General features: G+C 67.9%; 16 protein-coding genes and 1 pseudogene. All 17 read right to left on the reverse strand.

Translation table 11 applies throughout. The annotated features are described in order from the left end of the window. On the reverse strand, positions 1 to 1524 hold a 1524-nt coding region (locus tag N5J29_RS12900; protein ID WP_279924434.1), incomplete at its 3' end, for an MCP four helix bundle domain-containing protein. Between the two features lie 102 nt (positions 1525 to 1626). Next, positions 1627 to 2010, reverse strand: coding sequence for a hypothetical protein (locus tag N5J29_RS12905; protein WP_053520421.1), 384 nt, complete (start codon positions 2008 to 2010; stop codon positions 1627 to 1629). A gap of 136 nt (positions 2011 to 2146) precedes the next feature. Continuing rightward, positions 2147 to 2638, reverse strand: coding sequence for a chemotaxis protein CheW (locus N5J29_RS12910; RefSeq protein WP_053520422.1), 492 nt, complete (start codon positions 2636 to 2638; stop codon positions 2147 to 2149). 137 nt (positions 2639 to 2775) lie between these two features. Beyond that, a complete protein-coding gene (locus N5J29_RS12915) occupies positions 2776 to 3549 on the reverse strand; it encodes a flagellar brake protein (RefSeq protein WP_111186113.1) in 774 nt (257 codons plus the stop codon). A 141-nt stretch (positions 3550 to 3690) separates the two neighbouring features. Beyond that, a complete protein-coding gene (locus N5J29_RS12920; protein ID WP_164153062.1) occupies positions 3691 to 5883 on the reverse strand; it encodes a methyl-accepting chemotaxis protein in 2193 nt (730 codons plus the stop codon). Between the two features lie 3 nt (positions 5884 to 5886). Continuing rightward, positions 5887 to 6360, reverse strand: a complete 474-nt coding sequence (locus tag N5J29_RS12925; protein WP_128990761.1) for a hypothetical protein — start codon at positions 6358 to 6360, stop codon at positions 5887 to 5889. Between the two features lie 202 nt (positions 6361 to 6562). Continuing rightward, positions 6563 to 8806 carry a methyl-accepting chemotaxis protein gene (locus tag N5J29_RS12930; protein WP_164153063.1) on the reverse strand — a complete coding sequence of 748 codons (2244 nt, stop codon included), beginning with the start codon at positions 8804 to 8806 and terminating at the stop codon, positions 6563 to 6565. Between the two features lie 345 nt (positions 8807 to 9151). Beyond that, positions 9152 to 11161: a chemotaxis protein CheA gene (locus tag N5J29_RS12935; RefSeq protein WP_053520424.1), complete on the reverse strand. Its 2010-nt coding sequence runs from the start codon at positions 11159 to 11161 to the stop codon at positions 9152 to 9154. A 44-nt stretch (positions 11162 to 11205) separates the two neighbouring features. Continuing rightward, a complete protein-coding gene (locus N5J29_RS12940) occupies positions 11206 to 11571 on the reverse strand; it encodes a response regulator (RefSeq protein ID WP_164153064.1) in 366 nt (121 codons plus the stop codon). Then, positions 11568 to 11876, reverse strand: a complete 309-nt coding sequence (locus N5J29_RS12945; protein ID WP_053520056.1) for an STAS domain-containing protein — start codon at positions 11874 to 11876, stop codon at positions 11568 to 11570. Before N5J29_RS12945 ends, N5J29_RS12940 begins: the two co-directional genes overlap by 4 nt. A 117-nt stretch (positions 11877 to 11993) precedes the next feature. Next, positions 11994 to 12989, reverse strand: a complete 996-nt coding sequence (locus tag N5J29_RS12950; protein WP_164153065.1) for a chemotaxis protein CheW — start codon at positions 12987 to 12989, stop codon at positions 11994 to 11996. Next, positions 12986 to 13768 carry a ParA family protein gene (locus tag N5J29_RS12955; protein ID WP_164153066.1) on the reverse strand — a complete coding sequence of 261 codons (783 nt, stop codon included), beginning with the start codon at positions 13766 to 13768 and terminating at the stop codon, positions 12986 to 12988. Before N5J29_RS12955 ends, N5J29_RS12950 begins: the two co-directional genes overlap by 4 nt. 172 nt (positions 13769 to 13940) lie before the next feature. Beyond that, positions 13941 to 14786 (reverse strand): annotated as a pseudogene (gene motD / locus N5J29_RS12960) (flagellar motor protein MotD); the annotation flags it as partial. Position 14787: 1 nt separating this feature from the next. Beyond that, entirely contained in the window at positions 14788 to 15528 is a 741-nt protein-coding gene (locus tag N5J29_RS12965) for a flagellar motor protein (RefSeq protein ID WP_053520060.1), read from the reverse strand. Between the two features lie 101 nt (positions 15529 to 15629). Next, the gene (locus N5J29_RS12970) at positions 15630 to 17456 is read right to left on the reverse strand and encodes a chemotaxis protein CheA (RefSeq protein WP_164153067.1); all 1827 of its coding nucleotides are present in this window, start codon (positions 17454 to 17456) and stop codon (positions 15630 to 15632) included. 2 nt (positions 17457 to 17458) lie between these two features. Then, on the reverse strand, positions 17459 to 18064 hold the full coding sequence (locus tag N5J29_RS12975; protein WP_053520062.1) for a protein phosphatase CheZ: 606 nt from the start codon (positions 18062 to 18064) through the stop codon (positions 17459 to 17461). After that, entirely contained in the window at positions 18064 to 18456 is a 393-nt protein-coding gene (gene cheY / locus N5J29_RS12980; protein ID WP_053520063.1) for a chemotaxis response regulator CheY, read from the reverse strand. Before cheY ends, N5J29_RS12975 begins: the two co-directional genes overlap by 1 nt. Between the last annotated feature and the right edge of the window lie 7 nt (positions 18457 to 18463).

Below are 18463 nucleotides of genomic sequence, written 5' to 3' on the forward strand. Positions count from 1 at the left end.
GGAGGCGATCTCGCCGGCGGCAGTACTGATTGCCCGGCTGGACTGCTTGATGCGGGTGACGATCTCGCTCAGCTGCGCGGCAGTGGCATTGGCATCGTCACGCATGCGAGCGAATACGCCCTGGTAGTCGCCATGCATGCGCACGGTGAGGTCACCCTGCGACAGCGCGGCGAGCAGGCCGGAAATCTGTTCGATGCTGCCGGCGTTGGCGTCGAGCAGGCCGTTGATCTGCTGGGCCAGCTGCAGGAAGAAGCCTTCCTTGTCGCTGGTTTCGATCCGGCCGGACAGGTCGCCGGCGGCGGCGCGGGCGATCACCCGGGCCACTTCGGCCTCGACCTGCGCTTCCTGGGTACGGTCACGCCATTCCACCACGCAGCCGACGGTGTCGCCGTCCTCGTTGCGGATGGTCGACACGACCTGGGCGAACTGGGCATCGCCGTACTGCATCGGGCGACGGGCCACGCCGTGCTGCTTGAGGTTCGCCAGCAGGGACGGGTCCATCTCGCCACGGTGTTCCAGCACCGTGACCGGCTTGCCGATCAGCGAGTCCTGCGCATCGAAGTCAGGCAGGTCGCGGCGCACATCGTCCTGGTACTGGCTCAACGTCTGCTGCAGGGCACGGTTGCTGTAGACGATGGTGTTGTTGGCATCGGTCAGGTAGACGCCGGTCGAACTGTAATCCAGCGCGGTCCGGATGCGCAGGTTCTCGCGGGCGATGGCCTGGTCGGTCTCGATGCGCTCACGCAGATCACGCTGCATGCGCTGCATGGCCTGCATCAGTTCGCCCACTTCATCCTGGCGGCTGACATCGATGTGACCGTCGAGCTTGCCGCCGGCGACATCATTGGCCACCGAGACGGCACCACGCACGCTGCCGACGAGGGCGCGGGCGAACAGCCACACCAGCACCAGGCCGAGCGCGGCGCCACCCAGCAGGGCGATCACGGTCAGGACGGACGAAGCGGCATAGGTGGATTCGGCCTGTTCGCGCGAGGCGCGTGCGAGGCGGTTGTCTTCGGCAATCAGGGCTTCCAGCGCCGCGGCGGCCTTGCGGTGCTTGGTGCGGGTCTCGCCGACGAAGGTATCGATGGCGTCGTCCGGCAGGTCCAGTTCCAGCATCTCGGTGACGCTGTCGTAGGAGGCCAGGGCGTCCTTCCAGTCCTTGGCGAAGGTGTCGAACAGCTTCTTCTGCTGGGCGTTGTCCACCAGCTTCGGATAGTCCTTGATGGAACTGTCCATGCTGGTACGCAGCGCGGCAGCCTGCTTGCGCGCGTCGGCCTTGACGTCATCGCTGGCACGGATCAGCTGCTGGTAGGCACTGTTGCGGTACTCGCCGAGCATGCCGCGCATCTCGCCGGCCAGGCGGATGCTTTCCATGCGCGAACCGGCCAACTCGGTGGTGACGTTGTTCAGCGAATGCAGGCCACGATAGGCGACGATGCCCTGCAGCAGCATCACCAGCAGGATGACGCCGAAGGTCACCATCAGCTTCGGCATCAGTTTCAGGTTGTTGATCCAAGGCATGGGCGTTGCGATCTCCTAAGGCAGACGCGCACGGGCATCGGGCCCGGTTGCGGCGGCGGCCACGCCGGCACCAGGACCGGCGTGACTGCGACGGACAGCGGATTACTTGATGTTGGCCAGCTTCAGGCCGGCCGGCGAGCTGACTTCGATCTCGGCGCGCGAGGCATCGCGCTGGATCTTGCCGATCACGCACACGGTCTTGCCTTCCAGCGTTTCCAGCGGGAACGAGAACTTGCTGCGGTTTTCACCGGCGATGCGCGCCGAGAAGGTGTGGCGCGGGAAGGCGCCGCCCATGTACAGGAACGTCGGCTGGCCTTCGGAACCTTCGGCGAAGCGGGCCTTCTCGACCTTGCCGCAGACCATGCCGTCCTTGCCCACCGAGCGCGGGGCCAGTTCCGGCGGGATCATGTCCGAGGACTGGGCGAGGGCGGACGACGCGGTGGTGGCCAGGGCGGCAGCCGAAACGAGCGCGAGCAGGGACTTCATCGGGGTGGTTCTCCGGGAGGGTGATGGTTTTTTGCCGGTGGTACGCGTTCCCGCGCGGCCGGCCTCTGTCCCCCTATCGGCACCGCCGCAGGGAACTGAAGGGTTTCGTGACAGCAACGTGAAGCGGTACGCAGACTCAGGCGGCGGCGTCCTCGAGCAGGGCCGGCTGGCCCATGTCCGCGCTGTCCAGCAGGGTCTCGATGTCCAGCAGGATCAGCATGCGGTCGTCCTGGGTGCCGATGCCCGAGATGAACCGGGTATCGACCGCAGCGCCGAATTCAGGGGTCGGGCGGATCTGTTCGGACGACAGCGGGATGACGTCCGAGACGCTGTCCACCACGATGCCGACCACACGGTCATCGACATTGAGCACGATCATCACGGTAAAGGCGTCGTAGCGCGCGTTCTCCAGGCGCAGCTTCAGGCGCAGGTCGATCACCGGCACGATGGTTCCGCGCAGGTTGATTACGCCCTTGATGTAATCCGGTGCGTCCGGCACCCGGGTGACGGCATCGTAGCCGCGGATTTCCTGCACCTTGAGGATATCCACGCCGTAATGCTCGGCGCCGAGCGTGAAGCTGAGGAATTCGCCGCCGGCGCTGGCGGCGGAGCGGGTCTGGTCGTTCATCGAGGGGTCCTGGTTCTGCCGGAAGTCCCGGTGTCAGGCTCGATATCGGCCCCGCGCGGGGGGACTTTAGGCAGGGCCGTGACAGGACATTCCCGTCTGGTGAGGACCGGATGGCGCCAGGCCACGGCCGGCGCCAGCTACATCTCTCCGTTCCGGCGTGCCTTGCGCTGGCGGTCGATCCGGAAGATGTAGCGCTGGATGGCGCTGTCGCCACCGCGAGGCAGGCTGTCGAAGCGCATCCCCACGCGCTTGATTTCGGTACCGTTGGGCTGGCGCTGCGGCAGCAGGTTGCAGACCACCAGTTCGATATCCAGATCCGGCCCATCCGACAGCGACAGCACCGCCGCGTAGCGCTGCTGCAGGCCGAACACGGCGCAGTCGCTGGGCACCGCGACGGCAAGGCCTCCGCCACTGATGTCCACCACGCGCATCGACAACGCCTCGGGGCGTCCGTCCGCAGCCGGCAGCAGCAGCTGGGGCGAGTCGGTGACGGGGGTCTCCAGCCGGTACAGTTCGCGCCGCTGCAGATGCATCAGTTCCTCTGGCAGCGCAGCGCGGAAGGCGACGTGGCCGTCGTTGTCCACGCGCTGCAGCCCCTGCAGACGGAAGCGCACCAGCACGCGCTCAAGCTGGGCGAAACACAGCACATGATCGGCCTGCTCGGCTGCCCGGTTGGACGCCTCCTGCGGGCTGCCATCGATCAGCAGCACGTCCTCGTCTTCGTCCAGTTCCAACAGCGCGGTCGGGAACGAGCGATCGCGGCCGTCGATATGCGCGTTTATCAGGGAGCGCTGCTCGATCAGCGAGCGCAGCAGCTGCCGCAGCTGGCGCGGATTACGGACCAGGAAGCGTTCATCCGCGGCGTCGGCCGCATGGACATCGTGCACTGCTGTGTCGTTGCCGTCGGACATGGAATCTGTGGTCAGGGGCGGGCGCCTGCGCGCGCCGGCGCGTGGCTCGATGGGGATATCGGCCACCGCGCCGGATTATGAAGTGTGAGTTTCATCACCTTCCATCGGCCGGGCCGGGATCGAAGGAATGGGCCGAAGGCATCATTCCTCGATACCGGCGATCTGCCGCACACGCTGCATCACCGCCGGATTGTCGTCCCCTCCGTGCAGGTGGAAGCGCGCTACCGCGGCCGCCAGCAGCTGTGCCTGTTCGGCCATGCCGTGGGTGGCCGCGGTGGACGCCTCCACCAGCGTGGCGTTCTGGCGGGTGCTGGCGTCCATCTGCGCGATGCTCTGGTTCACCTGCTCGATGCCCATGCTCTGTTCCTGCGAGGCGGAGGAGATCTCGCCCATGATCTGGTTCACCTGCTGCACCGCGGCCACGACCCGCTGCATGGTGCTGCCGGCCTGTTGCACCAGTGCGGCGCCATCGCTGACCTTGCCGACAGAGGCGTCGATCAGGCCCTTGATCTCCTTGGCAGCACCCGCCGAGCGTTGGGCGAGGGTGCGCACTTCGCTGGCGACCACGGCAAAGCCGCGGCCCTGCTCACCGGCACGGGCGGCTTCGACCGCGGCATTGAGGGCCAGGATGTTGGTCTGGAAGGCGATGCCGTCGATGACGCTGATGATCTCGGCGATCTTCTTCGAGGAGGCTTCAATGGCGGACATGGTGGTGACCACCTGGCCGACGACCGTGCGCCCCTCGCCGGCGATGTCGGCCGCATCGGTGGCCAGCTGGTTGGCCTGCCGCGCATGTCCCGCGTTCTGGCGCACGGTCGCGGTCAACTCCTCCATGGTGGCGGCGGTTTCCTCCAGGCTGGCCGCCTGCTGTTCGGTACGGCTGGCCAGGTGGCCATTGCCCTGCGCCAGTCCGGCGGCAGCGCCGGTGAGGCGGCTGGAGGCTGCCTGGATGCTGCCGACGATGCGGGTCAGCTCGGCGATGGTGGTGTTGGCATCGTCGCGGATGCGGGCGTAAACGCCGTGGAAGTCGCCCTGCATCTGCACGGTGAGGTCGCCGCGCGAGAGCGAGGACAGCAGCTGCGAGATCTGCTCGATGCTGCGTGCGTTGGCATCCAGCAGGCCGTTGAGGCGTTCCGCCAGCTGCAGGAAGAAGCCTTCCTTGCCGGCGGTGCCGACGCGGCCGCTGAAGTCGCCCTGCGCGGCGGCATCGACGATATGGCCGAGTTCTTCTTCGACCTCGATCTCGGCCGTGCGGTCGGCCCACTCCACTACGAATCCCTGGCGCTGTTCGTCGTCGCCGATGATCGGATTGACGATCAGCTGCAGGGCCCGGCCGCCGACGCGGATCTGCGTGCGGTAGGTGCCGGTGAGGCGGTCGAGCAGGGTGGCCTGGTGGGCCGGATTGCGGTGGAAGATGTCGATGTTGCGGCCCAGCAGATCGGCGGCGCTGAACTGCGGCAGGTCACGGCGCAGGTCGGCTTCGGCGGCGGCCAGCATTTTCTGCAGTGGACGGTTAACGAAGACGATGTTGCGGTCACGGTCAGCGATCATCACGTTGGTGGTGACATCGTCCAGCGCGCTGCGGATGCGCAGCGATTCGCCACTGGCCGCCAGCTCGCGCTGGCGGCGCTGCAGCAGCCGGGTGCTGGCTTGGACCAGGGCGGCGGCCAGCGAGTCCTGCGGGAACTGGCTGGCATGCAGCGCCTCGGGCAGGGGCTGGTCGTCGGCCAGGCCGCGTGCCAGGTGTGCCAGTTGCTGCGGGTCGTGGCCGAGCAGCAGAAGCTGGCGGCGCATCTGGACGGCCATCACCGACAGCAGGCCGGCCTCGATGGTGACGTACAGGGCGTGCAGGACCAGCACGCCCAGACCACTGCCGGCGGCGAATACCGGGTACGGCAGGCCGCGCGTCTGCAGGGCGAAGAACAGCACGTGATGCACGGCGATCGCCACGGCGGCCACCACGATCGGCAGCCAGTCGCGGTAGTACAGCAGCAGTGCGATCAGCACGATGACCGTGAAGTGGGTCTCCAGCTGTCCGTGCGTCTGGTGGATCAAGGTGGCCGACAGCACCATCCACGCCAGCGCTGTCGTGCAGCGGCTGAGGCGGCTGCCGGGCTGCAGGTGGATCTGCACCGCGCTGACCAGCAGCGCGGGCAGTGCGACCAGCAGCCACGGTGTCCATTGACCATGGCGCACGGCCAGTGCCAGCGAGGCCAGGACCAACCCTGCACTGACCAGCAGGAACAGGCGGTCGGCACCCGCGGCCAGCGTGCGCAGGTAAGGCGGTGTCGGCTGACCGGTCGGCGCGGCGGTATTACGGGTGGAGGCATGCATGCGCTACTCCTTGTGGCATGGGCAATGATGGGAAAGGATCACGGGCGCCTGTGCATTGCGCAGCAGCCCCGCAACCAGTGGAGCGGCTGCGAGCGGACGGCCGCCGCAGCCCGCGTCGAGAAGGGAGGGCCCGGCATAGACAAGGCGCTGCTGGTACAGCACCAGCCATTCGAAGGGCAGCGGCGTGCGGGCCTCCCGCAGGTCGATGCCGTCGGGTGTGCGCGCCGGTGGGGCGCAGCCACAGACGATGGACTGCCGCAGCAGCAGGGGATGCTGGTGGCTGGCGGCAAGCACGGCGGGCGACAGCTGCGCCAGCACGTCCGCGGCGCGCCAGCGGCCGGCCGGTGGCTGTGAAGCATCGGCCTGCGCCCACAGCGCGGCGAGGGTCCATCCGAGCCACGCAGCGAGCAGCAGCACGCCGGCCAGCATTCGCCCACGCTGTACCGGTATCGGGTCGGGGTCGTTGCTGGCTGGCATCGCTGGCTCGCGTAGGACCGTGTCCCGTTAGCGGCGAGCGGCGGCTGAACCTAAAGAAAAATTCAATCAGTTGGCCGGGGCAACGCTGGAACTGTGATGCGTTGCGACGACCGGCGAGGAGTCACGGCGAGCAGACCGGGCCGGTCGAGGGTCGGATCCCTGCCAGCGTGCAGGAATCCGACGCGTCCCGGTTCCGATGAGGTCAGAACTCCTGCCAGTCGCCGTCGAGTGCCAGCGCCGGCTGCGCCGCCGCGGCGCGTGCGACGCGCTGGGGAGCCGGCCTGGCCGCTGGAGCTGCCGCTGGCGTTCTGCGCTGCGCCGCCACGACCACCGCCGGTAGCGGTGCTTCGTTCTGTGACTCCAGGCGGAAGCGGGCCACGGCCTCACCCAGCTGCACAGCCTGTTCCTCCATCGCCCGTGCAGCGGCGGTGGCTTCCTCCACCAGCGCGGCGTTCTGCTGGGTGGTCTCGTCCATCTGCACCACGGTCTGGTTGACCTGCTCGATGCCGGCGCTCTGTTCCTGCGAGGCCGCGGAAATCTCGGCCATGATGTCGGTTACGCGCTGCACCGAGGCAACGATCTCGCCCATGGTGGCGCCGGCCTTGTGCACCAGCGCAGAACCATCTGCGACCTTGCCCACCGAGTCGTCGATCAGGCCCTTGATCTCCTTGGCGGCAGCGGCCGAACGCTGGGCGAGGGTGCGCACTTCGCTGGCGACCACCGCAAAGCCGCGGCCCTGCTCACCGGCACGGGCGGCCTCGACCGCGGCGTTGAGGGCCAGGATGTTGGTCTGGAAGGCGATGCCGTCGATGACGCTGATGATCTCGGCGATCTTCTTCGAGGAGGCTTCAATGGCGGACATGGTGGTGACCACCTGGCCGACCACTTCGCCGCCCTGGGAGGCGACGCCATGGGCACCGATGGCGAGCTGGTTGGCCTGGCGGGCGTGCTCGGCATTCTGGCGCACGGTGGAGGTCAGTTCCTCCATCGAGGCGGCGGTTTCTTCCAGGTTGGCGGCCTGCTGTTCGGTACGGCGCGACAGGTCGTTGTTGCCCGAGGCGATCTCGCCGGCGGCCAGGGTGATGCTGGAGGCGCTGGCCTGGATCTGGCCAACGATGCGGGTCAGCTGGGTGACGGTGGCATTGGCATCGTCACGCATCCGTGCGAACACGCCGTTGAACTGCCCGTCCATGCGCGCGGTGAGGTCCCCGGCAGCGATCGACTGCAGCAGCTGCGAGAGCTGGCCGAGATTGCTGTCGGCGACTTCCATCATGGTGTTCAGGTGATCGATCATCACCTTGAAATCATGGTGGAAGCGCTGTGCGTCGCCGCGCTGGCTGAAGTCGCCCGCGGCGGCTGCGGCCGCGAGCTGCTGGATCTGCGTATTGATCGCCAGCAGGCTGGACTTGGCCGCATCCATCGACTCATGCAGGATGGCGCGGCTGCCGGGCAGGCGGCGCGCGTCCGGTGCGAGATTGCCGACGGCATACTGGTTGAGTACGTCGATCGCATCGCGGATCGCGTCCAGGTGCTCGAAAATGACCGTATTGATGCCGCTGGCGAGCTGGCCGTAGACACCCGGGAAGTCTTCCGGGATGCGATGGCTGATATCCGGTCCGGCATGCATCTGCGCCATCAGCTGTGTCTGCTCGGAGAAACGGCGCAGCATTGCGGTCATTTCCGCGGTGGCGGACAGCATCTGGCCGGCCTCGTCGTTGCTGGTGGCGCGGGTGCTGACGCTCAAGTCACCGCGGGCGACTGCCTGGATGGCCTGCACGGCCTTGCCGAGCGGACCGGTCACGGCCCGCGAGATGACCGTGGCCAGGGCTGCGGCCAGCAACGACAGCAGCACGATGCAGCCGATGATGGCGATCATGCTGGCGCGATGGGTGGCGTTGGCATCGGCGATCCGCGCGTCCATCAGGCCGGCGATGTGGGCACCCAGTGCCTTCAGGGCGTCGAACAGTTCACGCCGTGCCGGGCGCGACTGCTCGTCGGAAATCTGCTGCGCCATGATGCCGTCGCCGGCGGCCACTGCGTCACGCATGGCCTTGTTGGCGGCGAAGTAGCGATCCACCTGCGCCGAGGCGGCGCGATACAGTTCGCGTTCCTTGTCCTGGGCCGGCAAGGCGGCATAGGCCGCCAGTTCATCGCGTACGGCTTTGGCGGTGGCGTCCATGCGCTTGTTGTAGTCGGCCACCTTGTCCGGTTGGTCCAGCATGGTCAGCTGGGCCAGCTCGTAGGTACGGAATTCACCAAGCTGCGAGCGGGCTTCGCCCAGATGCTGCACCGACGGAATATCGTTGCTGGCCATCGCCCCCAGCTGGTCGTTGGCCTGGCTCAGGCGCAACAGTGCGAACGCACCCAGCAGCAGGGTCATCAGGGTGGTGAGGGTGAACCCCACGGCCAGCTTGCGGGCGATGGGCAGATCGTGGAACCACTTCATGCAGGTGCTCCAGGTGGGCAGAGTGGCGGGCGTGCGTGCCGGCCGGGGAGTGCAGCGTGAATCGGAGCCGATGCGAGTCCGGTCACGACTGTCACTGCGAGATAGCGGCGCACGGCCGGCGGACTTTATGGATGGGCGTCACATCCGGATGCGTAGGGACGGCGGCGCGGACGCGTTGCAGGGGCCGTGTTCCGGCCTGCACGCGGGTGGTTTCCTGCGGCGCCGTGGGCCGACGGAGTTCACGAAATGGAGCGGGAGGCGCACACTCGCCTTGCTACCGGGCTGCACACAAACGAAAGCCGCCGCCCGTGTGGGGCGGCGGCCCTGGATCACCTGCGCTCGGACTCAGGCGGCCTGCGGCACGCGCAGCGAGCGCACCAGCCCACCGATGTCGACGATCAGTGCAACGCGGCCATCGCCGAGGATGGTGGCGCCGGACACGCCGCCGATACGCCGGTAGTTGTTCTCGATGTTCTTGACCACGACCTGCTGCTGGCCGACCAGTTCGTCCACTTCCAGTGCGATCTTCTGCCCGTCGCCTTCCACCACCACCACCAGCGACTCGCTGCCGGGCATGCGGGCGCCGTACCCGTAGTACTCGCTGAGGGACAGGATCGGCAGGTACTCGCCACGCACGCGCAGCACGCGCCCTTCGCCGGCCATGCTGCGGATGTCCTCCGGCTGCGGCTGCAGGGCTTCCAGCACATAGGCCAGCGGCAGGATCAACGTCTCGCCCGCCACCGCCACGGTCATGCCGTCGAGGATGGCCAGGGTCAGCGGCAGCCGGATCAGGGTACGCGTTCCAGTGCCCAGGCTGCTTTCGATCTGTACTTCACCGCCCAGTGCCTGGATGTTGCGACGGACGACGTCCATGCCCACGCCGCGCCCGGAGAGATCGGTGACGGCGTCGGCGGTGGAGAAGCCCGGTTGGAAGATCAGGTCCCAGACCTGCGAGTCGGTGGGATTGTCGGGCACGCTCAGGCCGCGTTCGGCCGCCTTGGCGAGGATCCTGGCGCGATCCAGGCCGCGTCCGTCGTCGCTGACTTCGATGACGATGTGGCCTCCCTGGTGCGACGCCGCCAGGGTGATGGTGCCGGTCTCGTCCTTGCCTGCGCCCTTGCGCACGTCCGGCATTTCCAGCCCGTGGTCGATGGAGTTGCGGACCAGGTGGACGAGCGGATCGGCGATCTTCTCGATCAGGCCCTTGTCCAGTTCGGTGCCTTCACCGATGGTGCGCAGGCGGACCTGCTTGCCGAGGCGGGTGGAGAGGTCGCGGACCAGGCGCGGGAAGCGGCGGAACACGGCGTCGACCGGCAGCATGCGCACGCCGATGACGGCTTCCTGCAGGTCGCGGGTGTTGCGTTCGAGCTGATCCAGGCCGGCGAACAGGCTCTCGGCAAGCACCGGATCCAGCGCATGCGAGACCTGCTTGAGCATGGCCTGGGTGATGACCAGTTCACCGACCAGATTGATCAGCGCGTCCACCTTGTCGACACTGACGCGGATCGAGGTTTCCGCATCCTGGCTGGTGCCAGGGGTGCCACTGGCGGCAGGGGCGGCGGCAACGGGGGGTACTGCAGCAACGGGCGTGGAAGGGGCGTTGGCTGTTGTATCGGGGGCGCGGGTGGCCAGGCTTGGCGGCGCGGCCGGACGGATGTCCAGTTCGCAGTCGTCCAGCACCCACGCAAAGGTGTCTTCGATCTTGCTGCGCGGCACCTTGCCGACCAGGCCGAGGTCCCACGCAAGATGGGCTTCGAGAGGGTCAAGCTGGGCGAAGCCGGGTAGGCGTTCGAGCCGCGCAGCGACCTGCAGCGAGCCGAGATGTTCCAGTTCGCGGATGATGCGCAGCGGATCATTGCCGCTCATGAACAGTGAGGGCGCGGGGGTGAAGCCGATCTGCCAGGCTTCGGGGGTATCGTCCACCGGTGCTGCGGCGGCAGCCGCGGCCGGGGCGCTGGCTGCCGGCTGGCCGGACAGCACTGCCTCCAGCCGCGCCTTCACCGCGGCGACGGCCGCCGGATCGGCCGCCTGGCCGTGCTCGGCCTCGCGCAGCAGGGCGCGCAGCACATCCACGGACGACAGCATCGCATCGACCGCGTGGCCTTCCAGCGCGCGCTTGCCGGCGCGCAGCTCGTCCAGCAGCGTTTCCAGTACGTGGGTGAGCGCGGCGATGGCATCGAAGCCGAACGTACCGGCACCGCCCTTGATGGAGTGGGCGGCGCGGAACACCGAGTTGATGATCTCCGCGTCCTGCTGCCCCGACTCCAGGGCCAGCAGGCCGGCCTCCATCGCGTCGAGGCCTTCGCGGCTCTCTTCGAAGAAGGTGGCGTGGAAGCGTTGCAGGTCCATGCTCATGCAGTGGTGATCCGGAAGCGAAGAAGGGGAACGGTGCGGGGCGATCAGCCCAGCACTTTCTGCACGGTGGCGACCAGCTGTTCCGGGTTGAACGGCTTGACCAGCCAGCCGGTGGCGCCGGCGGCCTTGCCTTCGGACTTCTTGTCGGCGGCGGACTCGGTGGTCAGCATCAGCAGCGGCGTGAACTTGTAGTCCGGCAGCTGGCGCAGCTCGCGGATCAGCGCAATGCCGTCCATGTTCGGCATGTTGACGTCGGTGACCACCGCGCTGAAGCGCTGTCCCTTCGCGCGGCCGAGCGCGACCGCGCCGTCTTCAGCTTCTTCGACGGCAAAACCGGCCGAGGTGAGGGCGAAGGACACCATCTGGCGCATCGACGCCGAATCGTCCACCACCAAGATACGTGCGCTCATGCAGCGTTCTCCACAGATTTCAGGTTGTCATGGGGTACGTCCAGGCCCAGGGCCTGGGTGACGCCCAGCAGGCGCGCGGCGTCACGGAAGGTTGCAGTGCAACCGTGGAAGCCGGTGTCCAGGCCCGCCTCGCGGCGTGCCTGCACGAATGCGCACAGCACCTGCACGGCGGCGGTGTGGACGCGGCCGACCTGGCTTGCATCCAGGGTCAGCTCGCCAACCTGCGCTACCAGCGGGGCGAGGCGGTTCTTGAGCTCGGTGCTGGTCTCGATGCCGAGATCCTCACCCAGTTCGACAGTACTCATCGTTGCTCCGGACAAACGGTTCCGTCATCCATATCGGCACCCGCCAGGGGTTCTTTAGGGGGCGGTGAGGCCCTGCGTGCCCGTTCCGACGGGCCCGGGCAACGCGTGGCCCCCGCCTCAGTTGAGCAGGCGGGTGGCGTCGAGCAGGATCATCGGCCGTTGGCTGACGCGGGCCACACCACGGAAGAGGTCGTTGGAGATCTGGCAGATGCGGGCGGTATCCGGTGGCTCGATCTGCGAATCAGTGAGATTGGCGACGTCTTCCACGGCCGAGACGCGCAGGCCGATGGTCTCGCCGTCTTCCTCCAGCACCACGATGCGGGTCTGTGCGTCGTCCTCGGCCGCCGCTGCGCCCAGGTGCAGCCCAAGGTCCATCACGGGCACCACCTGGCCGCGCAGGTTCATGATCCCCAGCATCGCCGGCGCAGTGCCGCGCAGCGGCAGCAGGGGTACCGGCAGTACCACCTCCTGCACTTTCAGCAGTTCCAGTGCATAGGCCTGGCTGCCACAGCGCATCCGCAGCCAGCGCGAGGTGCGCTCGTTCGCGCGGCGGTGCTGCGGATGCGGGCTGTTGGCGGGTCGATGGGCCTGCGCCTGCAGTTCCTGCCAGCTGGCAGGGCGGCTGGCGGCGGGTGCTTCGAGGGCGACACGCGGCGGTGCAGCCGCTACCGGCGGCACAGCGGCGGGTGCCGGGGGCACGATCCGCGCGGGCGGCACCGGATCCACCCCTTCGCCGCTGGCGGCGGCCTCGAAGGCAGCCTGCAGCGCGGGGCTGTCGGTGTGGGCCAGCAACGGGCTTTCCGCGCCGTCGGTCTCGTAGATCACCTCATCGGGCAGATCGTCCCAGGTCGGCTGGCGTTCGGCAGCGGCCGGTGCAGCGGACTGGCTGGCGGTCTCGAAGGCGGCCGCCAGAGCGGCGTCATCCATGGGCACCACGTCGCTGCTGCCGGTTTCGTAGATGACCTCTGCCGGCAGGTCGTCCCAGGTCGGCTCGCGTTCGGCGATCGCCGCCGGAAGCGCCGTGTTGCCTGCATCGGGGCTGGCCGCCACCGGGGCGATCGCTTCGCCCAGCAGCTCGTCCAGATAGTCGTCCAGCACGCCGGTGGTGTTCATGCGGCTTGCTCCAGCGCGCGCGCATCCTCGCCAAGGATCCAGTTCAGCGCGCGACGGTAGGCCGCGAGCCCGCGGCCGGGATAGTCCTCGCCGACGCTCGGCAGGGTCAGGCCGGCCGCGTTGCTGACCCGCGTGTCGATCGGAATCGCATCCTCCCAGACGCGTGCGCCGTGACGGTCCTGCATGCTGCGCAGTGATTCGTTGCCGGTGCGGGTGCGGCGGTCGAACAGGGTGGGCAGGATCGAGATCGGCAGCGGGCGCCGGCGCGAGCGCTCGACCATCTCACCGGTGCGCACCATGCCGTCCAGCCCGTGCAGTGCCAGCGGCTCGGCCTGCGTCGGAATGATCAGGCGGTCCGCTGCCGCGAGCGCATTGATCATCAGCAGGCCGAGTGTGGGCGCGCAGTCCAGCAGGATGTAGTCGTGCTGGCCCTGGTGCCGTGCCAGCGCGTTCTGCAGCGCCAGGCCAAGGCCCGGCTGGTTGGCGCTGCGGCGCTCCAGCGTGGCCAGTGCCGGCTGTGCACAGACGTAGTCCAGGCCGCTGAGGCTGCTGGTGTGGCAAAGGCTGGACAGCTCGGCCGGAGGTGCGCCGAACAGCTCAAGTACGCCGGTCGGTGGCGGGTCCACCGGCACGCCGAAGGCGCGGCTGAGCGAGGCGTGGGGATCAAGATCGATCAGCAGCACGCGATGGCCCTGCGTGGCCAGGTTGCGACCGAGGGCCAGGGTGGTCGTCGTCTTGCCGACTCCGCCCTTCTGGTTGGCGACTGCCCAGATGCGCATGGGTTTACTCCTTCATTGCCGGGGGAGCGGCGGCGCCGACACGGCTGCCAGCCGGCACCGGTGGCAACTGCACCGGTGCGATGGGGGACGGGGAGGGCACTGTGGCGGGTGTTGCCGCAGGCCCGGCGGACGGGTCGGCCGCGCCGTTGGCGGCGTTCAGGCGCTGGCCCAGCGGGTCGACCGAGTGCGAGGTGTCGGCCAGGATGATGACCATCACCCTCCGGTTGCGGTTGCGACCCTGCGCACTGTCGTTGTCCTCGCGCGGGCGGAACTGGCCGTAGCCGACCATGGCCAGACGCGAAGGCTGCAGGCCCTGGTCGGCGAACAGGTGGACCACGCTGGCGGCCCGCGCGGCCGACAGTTCCCAGTTGGAGGGGAAGGTGGCGGTGGCGATCGGCACGTTGTCGGTGTGGCCTTCCACCCGCACGCTGTTGGGTACGTCGCGCAGCACACCGGCCAGGCTGGACAGCGTCCCGCGCGCGTGCACGTCCAGCGCCGCCGAGCCGGTCGGGAACAGGATGTCGCTGTTGATCTCCACTTCGATCCACAGCTCGGTGCGGCGCACGCTGATCATGCCGCGCTCGATCAGCGGCGACAGCGCGGCGGTCAACCGGTCGGCGATGCTGCTGAGCTGGCGCTCGGCACGGGCGATCTGCTGCTGGTCGTGCACCGAGACCGGCATGCGCATCTGCGAGGCCATGGCCGGCAGCAGGGTAGGGTCGTGCGAGGGTGCCGGTGCGGACGGGCCGATCTTGGTGCCGGACTTGATCACCGAAGGACTGTCCCAGCCGCCCCCCTGCACCTGCTTGTTGCCGACCTGCACCGGATTGATGGTGCGCGGCGCGCCACCAAAGGCATCGGTGAGCGCATCGGCCATGATCCGGTACTTGCCTTCGTTGATCGAGGAGATCGCATACATCACCACGAAGAAGGCCAGCAGCAGCGTCATCAGATCGGCATAGGGGATCGCCCATGCTTCATGGTTGGCGTGCTCTTCGTGGTGTCTGCGGCGGGCCATGTCAGTGCAGGAAGCCGGACAGGTTGGTTTCGATGTTCCGCGGGTTCTCGCCCTGCGCGATCGAGATCAGGCCTTCGATGACCATCTCGCGGTCGCGGCTGTTGTGGGCGATCACCCCCTTCAGCTTGGCGGCGATCGGCAGGAACAGCAGGTTGGCCGACGCGATGCCGTAGATGGTGGCGGTGAAGGCGGCGGCGATGCCATGCCCCAGCTTGCTGGGGTCGGCCAGGTTCTTCATGACGGCGATCAGGCCCAGCACCGCACCGATGATGCCCAGCGTCGGCGCATAGATGCCCATGCCCTCGAAGACCTTGGCAGCGGCCTGGTCACGGTGTTCCTGGCTGCCCAGCTCGATCTCCAGCATGTGCCGGATCGATTCGGGCTCGACGCCATCGACCAGCAGCTGCAGGCCTTTGCGCAGGAACGGATCCTGCTGCGCTTCCACCTGCGCTTCCAGGCCCAGCAGGCCCTGGCGGCGGGCGATGTTGCTCCACTCGACGATCTGCTGGATCAGCTCGCGACGATCGCTGTGCGGCGGGCGCACGACCCAGCGCACGATCCGGAAGGCATGCCTGAATACGGCGGGTGCGGTGTGCAGCAGGATCGCGGCGATGGTGCCGACGATGACGATCACGAACGCCGCAGGCGACCACAGGGACGCCAGTCCGGCGCCCTTGAGGATGCTGCCGCCGACCAGCGAGGCCAGGGCGAGAAAGAGTCCGATGAGGCTGAGTCTATCCATGGGTCCGGTATCGGCGTGTGTGAATGGGACTTGAGACACCGGTCGATCGCGTACAGACGGTAGTCACAGTTTCTGGTTCGCCGGGCCATGCCCGGCGAGCGTCATCGCAGGCCATCCACGTCGAGGATGAGGGCCATCCGGCCATCACCGATCAGCGTCGCACCGGCGTAGCCGCGCAGGCCGCGCAGGGCCTTCGGCAATGGCTTGATGACCACTTCCTCGCGCCCACGGACTTGGTCCACGACCAGGCCGAAGCGCGCCTCGCCGGCCTGCAGCACCACGATGGTGAGCAGCGCCGAGGCGGCGGGCGTGACATCCAGCCACTGGCGCAGATCGACCAGCGGCAGGGTGTGCGAGCGACGATCCAGCACCGCCCGGCCATCGAACCAGCCCAGCGAGGTGCGCGGTGCATGCAGCACTTCCATCACGCGCGCCAGCGGCAGCGCATAGACGTCCTCGCCGGCCTGCACCAGCAGGGTTGGCAGGATCGCCAGGGTCAGCGGCACGCGGATCAGGAAACGGCTGCCCCGGCCCAGTTCCGACTGGATCTGGATCTGCCCACTGAGCTCGCGGATGCGCGACTGCACCACATCCATGCCGACGCCGCGGCCGGAGATGTCGGTCACCTGCTGCTTGGTGGAGAAGCCGGGCAGAAACACCAGGTGCAGACATTCCTCGCTGCTCAGCCGGGCCGCCGCCTCCGGGTCGATCAAGCCCTTTTCGCGTGCTTTCGCGCGCAGTTTTTCCGGATCGATGCCGGCGCCATCGTCCTGCACCTCGATGCTGACGTAGTCGCCTTCCTGCTGGGCCGACAGACGCACGTGGCCCATGCGTGGCTTGCCCTGTGCTTCGCGCAGATCGGGCATCTCCACACCATGGTCGATGGCGTTGCGGACCAGGTGCACCAGCGGGTCGGCCAGGGCCTCGACCAGGTTGCGGTCAAGCTCGGTTTCGGCGCCGACCAGCTCCAGGTCCACTTCCTTCTTCAGCGAGCGGGCAACATCGCGGGCGACCTTGGGGAAGCGCGAGAACACCTTGCCGACCGGTTGCATGCGCGTGCGCATCACTGCCGACTGCAGGCGCGCGGTGGCGATGTCCAGGGTCGACACGGCGCGGTCCAGTTCCTCGTCGCGCAGGCGCGCACGCAGGGTCTTGAGACGGTTGCGCGACAGCACCAGCTCGCCGATCAGGTTGACGATCGCATCCAGCCGCTTGGTATCCACGCGCACGGTGTGCTCCGCCTCGGCCACCGGCTTGTTGGCCGCGGGCTTGGCAGCGGCGGCCGCGGGGCGCGGTGCGGGCAGTGCAGGCGCAGGCGGAGCAGCCACGGGTTTCGCGCCCGGGGCGGCGCCGCCGTGCAGCTGGTCCAGCAGGGCTTCGAACTCATCCTCGCTGATCAGGCCATCGTCGGCCTTGGTAGGCGTCGCCACCGCGGTGGGGGCGTTGCTGCCGTGCAGCTGATCGAGCAGGGCCTCGAACTCGTCGTCGGTGATCAGGTCACCGGCAGCGGGCGCGGCCGCTGCGGGAGCGGCGGCGGCCGGCGCAGCAGCGCCGTGCACGTCGAACTGGGCGATCAGGTCCGGCGGGGCATAGCCGGGTTCGTTGCCGGAAGACACGGCATCCAGCATCGATTGCAGGTAGTCCAGTGATTGCTGTGCGGCATCGAAGTGATGCGGCTGCAGCACCGCCTGGCCAGCGCGGACGGCGCCCAGTGCCTCTTCGGCGGCATGGCACAGCTCGACCATGGCGGTGATGCCGAGGAAGCCGGCGCCGCCCTTGAGCGTGTGATAGCCACGGAACACGGCGTTGAGCTGGTCGGCGTCCTGCGGCGCCTGTTCCAGCGACACCAGCTGTTCGCCGAGGCGATCCAGGATTTCCTGTGCCTCGATGATGAAATCGGCGGTGATGTCGTCGGATACCGCGCTCATGCTTACAGTCCCAGGTCCGACAACAGGTCGTCGGCGTCGTTCTGAGAGACCGCGTGGCGGTCCAGTCCCTTCAGTGCCGGTCCGGCCAGCGCCGGATCGGTGCGATGCTGCTCCGGTGGCAGGCCCAGCGCGCCAAAGCCTTCGTGCACGCGGCGGACGATGCCGACCACGCGACGGATGATCTGTCCGGTCAGGTCCTGATAGCTCTGGGTCAGGGCAATCTCGGTCAGGTTGTGGCGGATGCGTTCCAGCTGCGCATCCTGCCCCGGCTGCAGGCCTTCGGCGCGCAGCTGTTCGGTGAGGCTGCGGCACTCTTCGGCCAGGTCCAGGGTGCGGTGCGTGGCCTGTTCGGTCATCGCCACCACATGGTCCAGGCGCGCGCAGGCGTCGTCCAGCTCGCCCGCCTCGCTGGGGACGGTCGGCAGTTCGCCCAGGGCCTGGCCCAGTTCGCGGGCCAGCCGTGACAGGCCGCTCATCATCGGCTGCGTGCGTGCGGCCACCAGGGCGTCGATGCGCTGGCGCCAGGCGCTCTCGTCGCCGGATTCGAGCGCGTCGAGGGCTTCCTGCAGGCGCAGGGCGAGAGCGTTCTTGTCGACCGTGGCGTCCATCAGGCGCTGGCCGCCAGGCGTTCGAAGATCTTGCCCAGTTTCTCTTCCAGCGTCTGCGCGGTGAACGGCTTGATGATGTAGCCGTTCACGCCGCTCTGCGCCGCTTCGATGATCTGCTCGCGCTTGGCCTCGGCGGTGACCATCAGCACCGGCAGGGTCTTGAGCTTGGCATCGGCGCGGATCGCCTTGAGCAGTTCGATACCGGTCATCACCGGCATGTTCCAGTCGGTGACCACGAAGTCGAACGGCTGGCTCTGCAGCATCGACAGTGCGGCATGCCCGTCCTCGGCTTCGGCGGTGTTGGTGAAGCCCAGATCGCCCAGCAGATTCTTGACGATGCGACGCATGGTCGAGAAGTCGTCGACGATCAGGATGCGCATGTTCTTGTTCAAAGCGGAG

The organism is Stenotrophomonas sp. GD03680 (genome assembly GCF_029844625.1).
In the GTDB taxonomy this organism is placed as follows: Bacteria; Pseudomonadota; Gammaproteobacteria; order Xanthomonadales; family Xanthomonadaceae; genus Stenotrophomonas; species Stenotrophomonas maltophilia_P.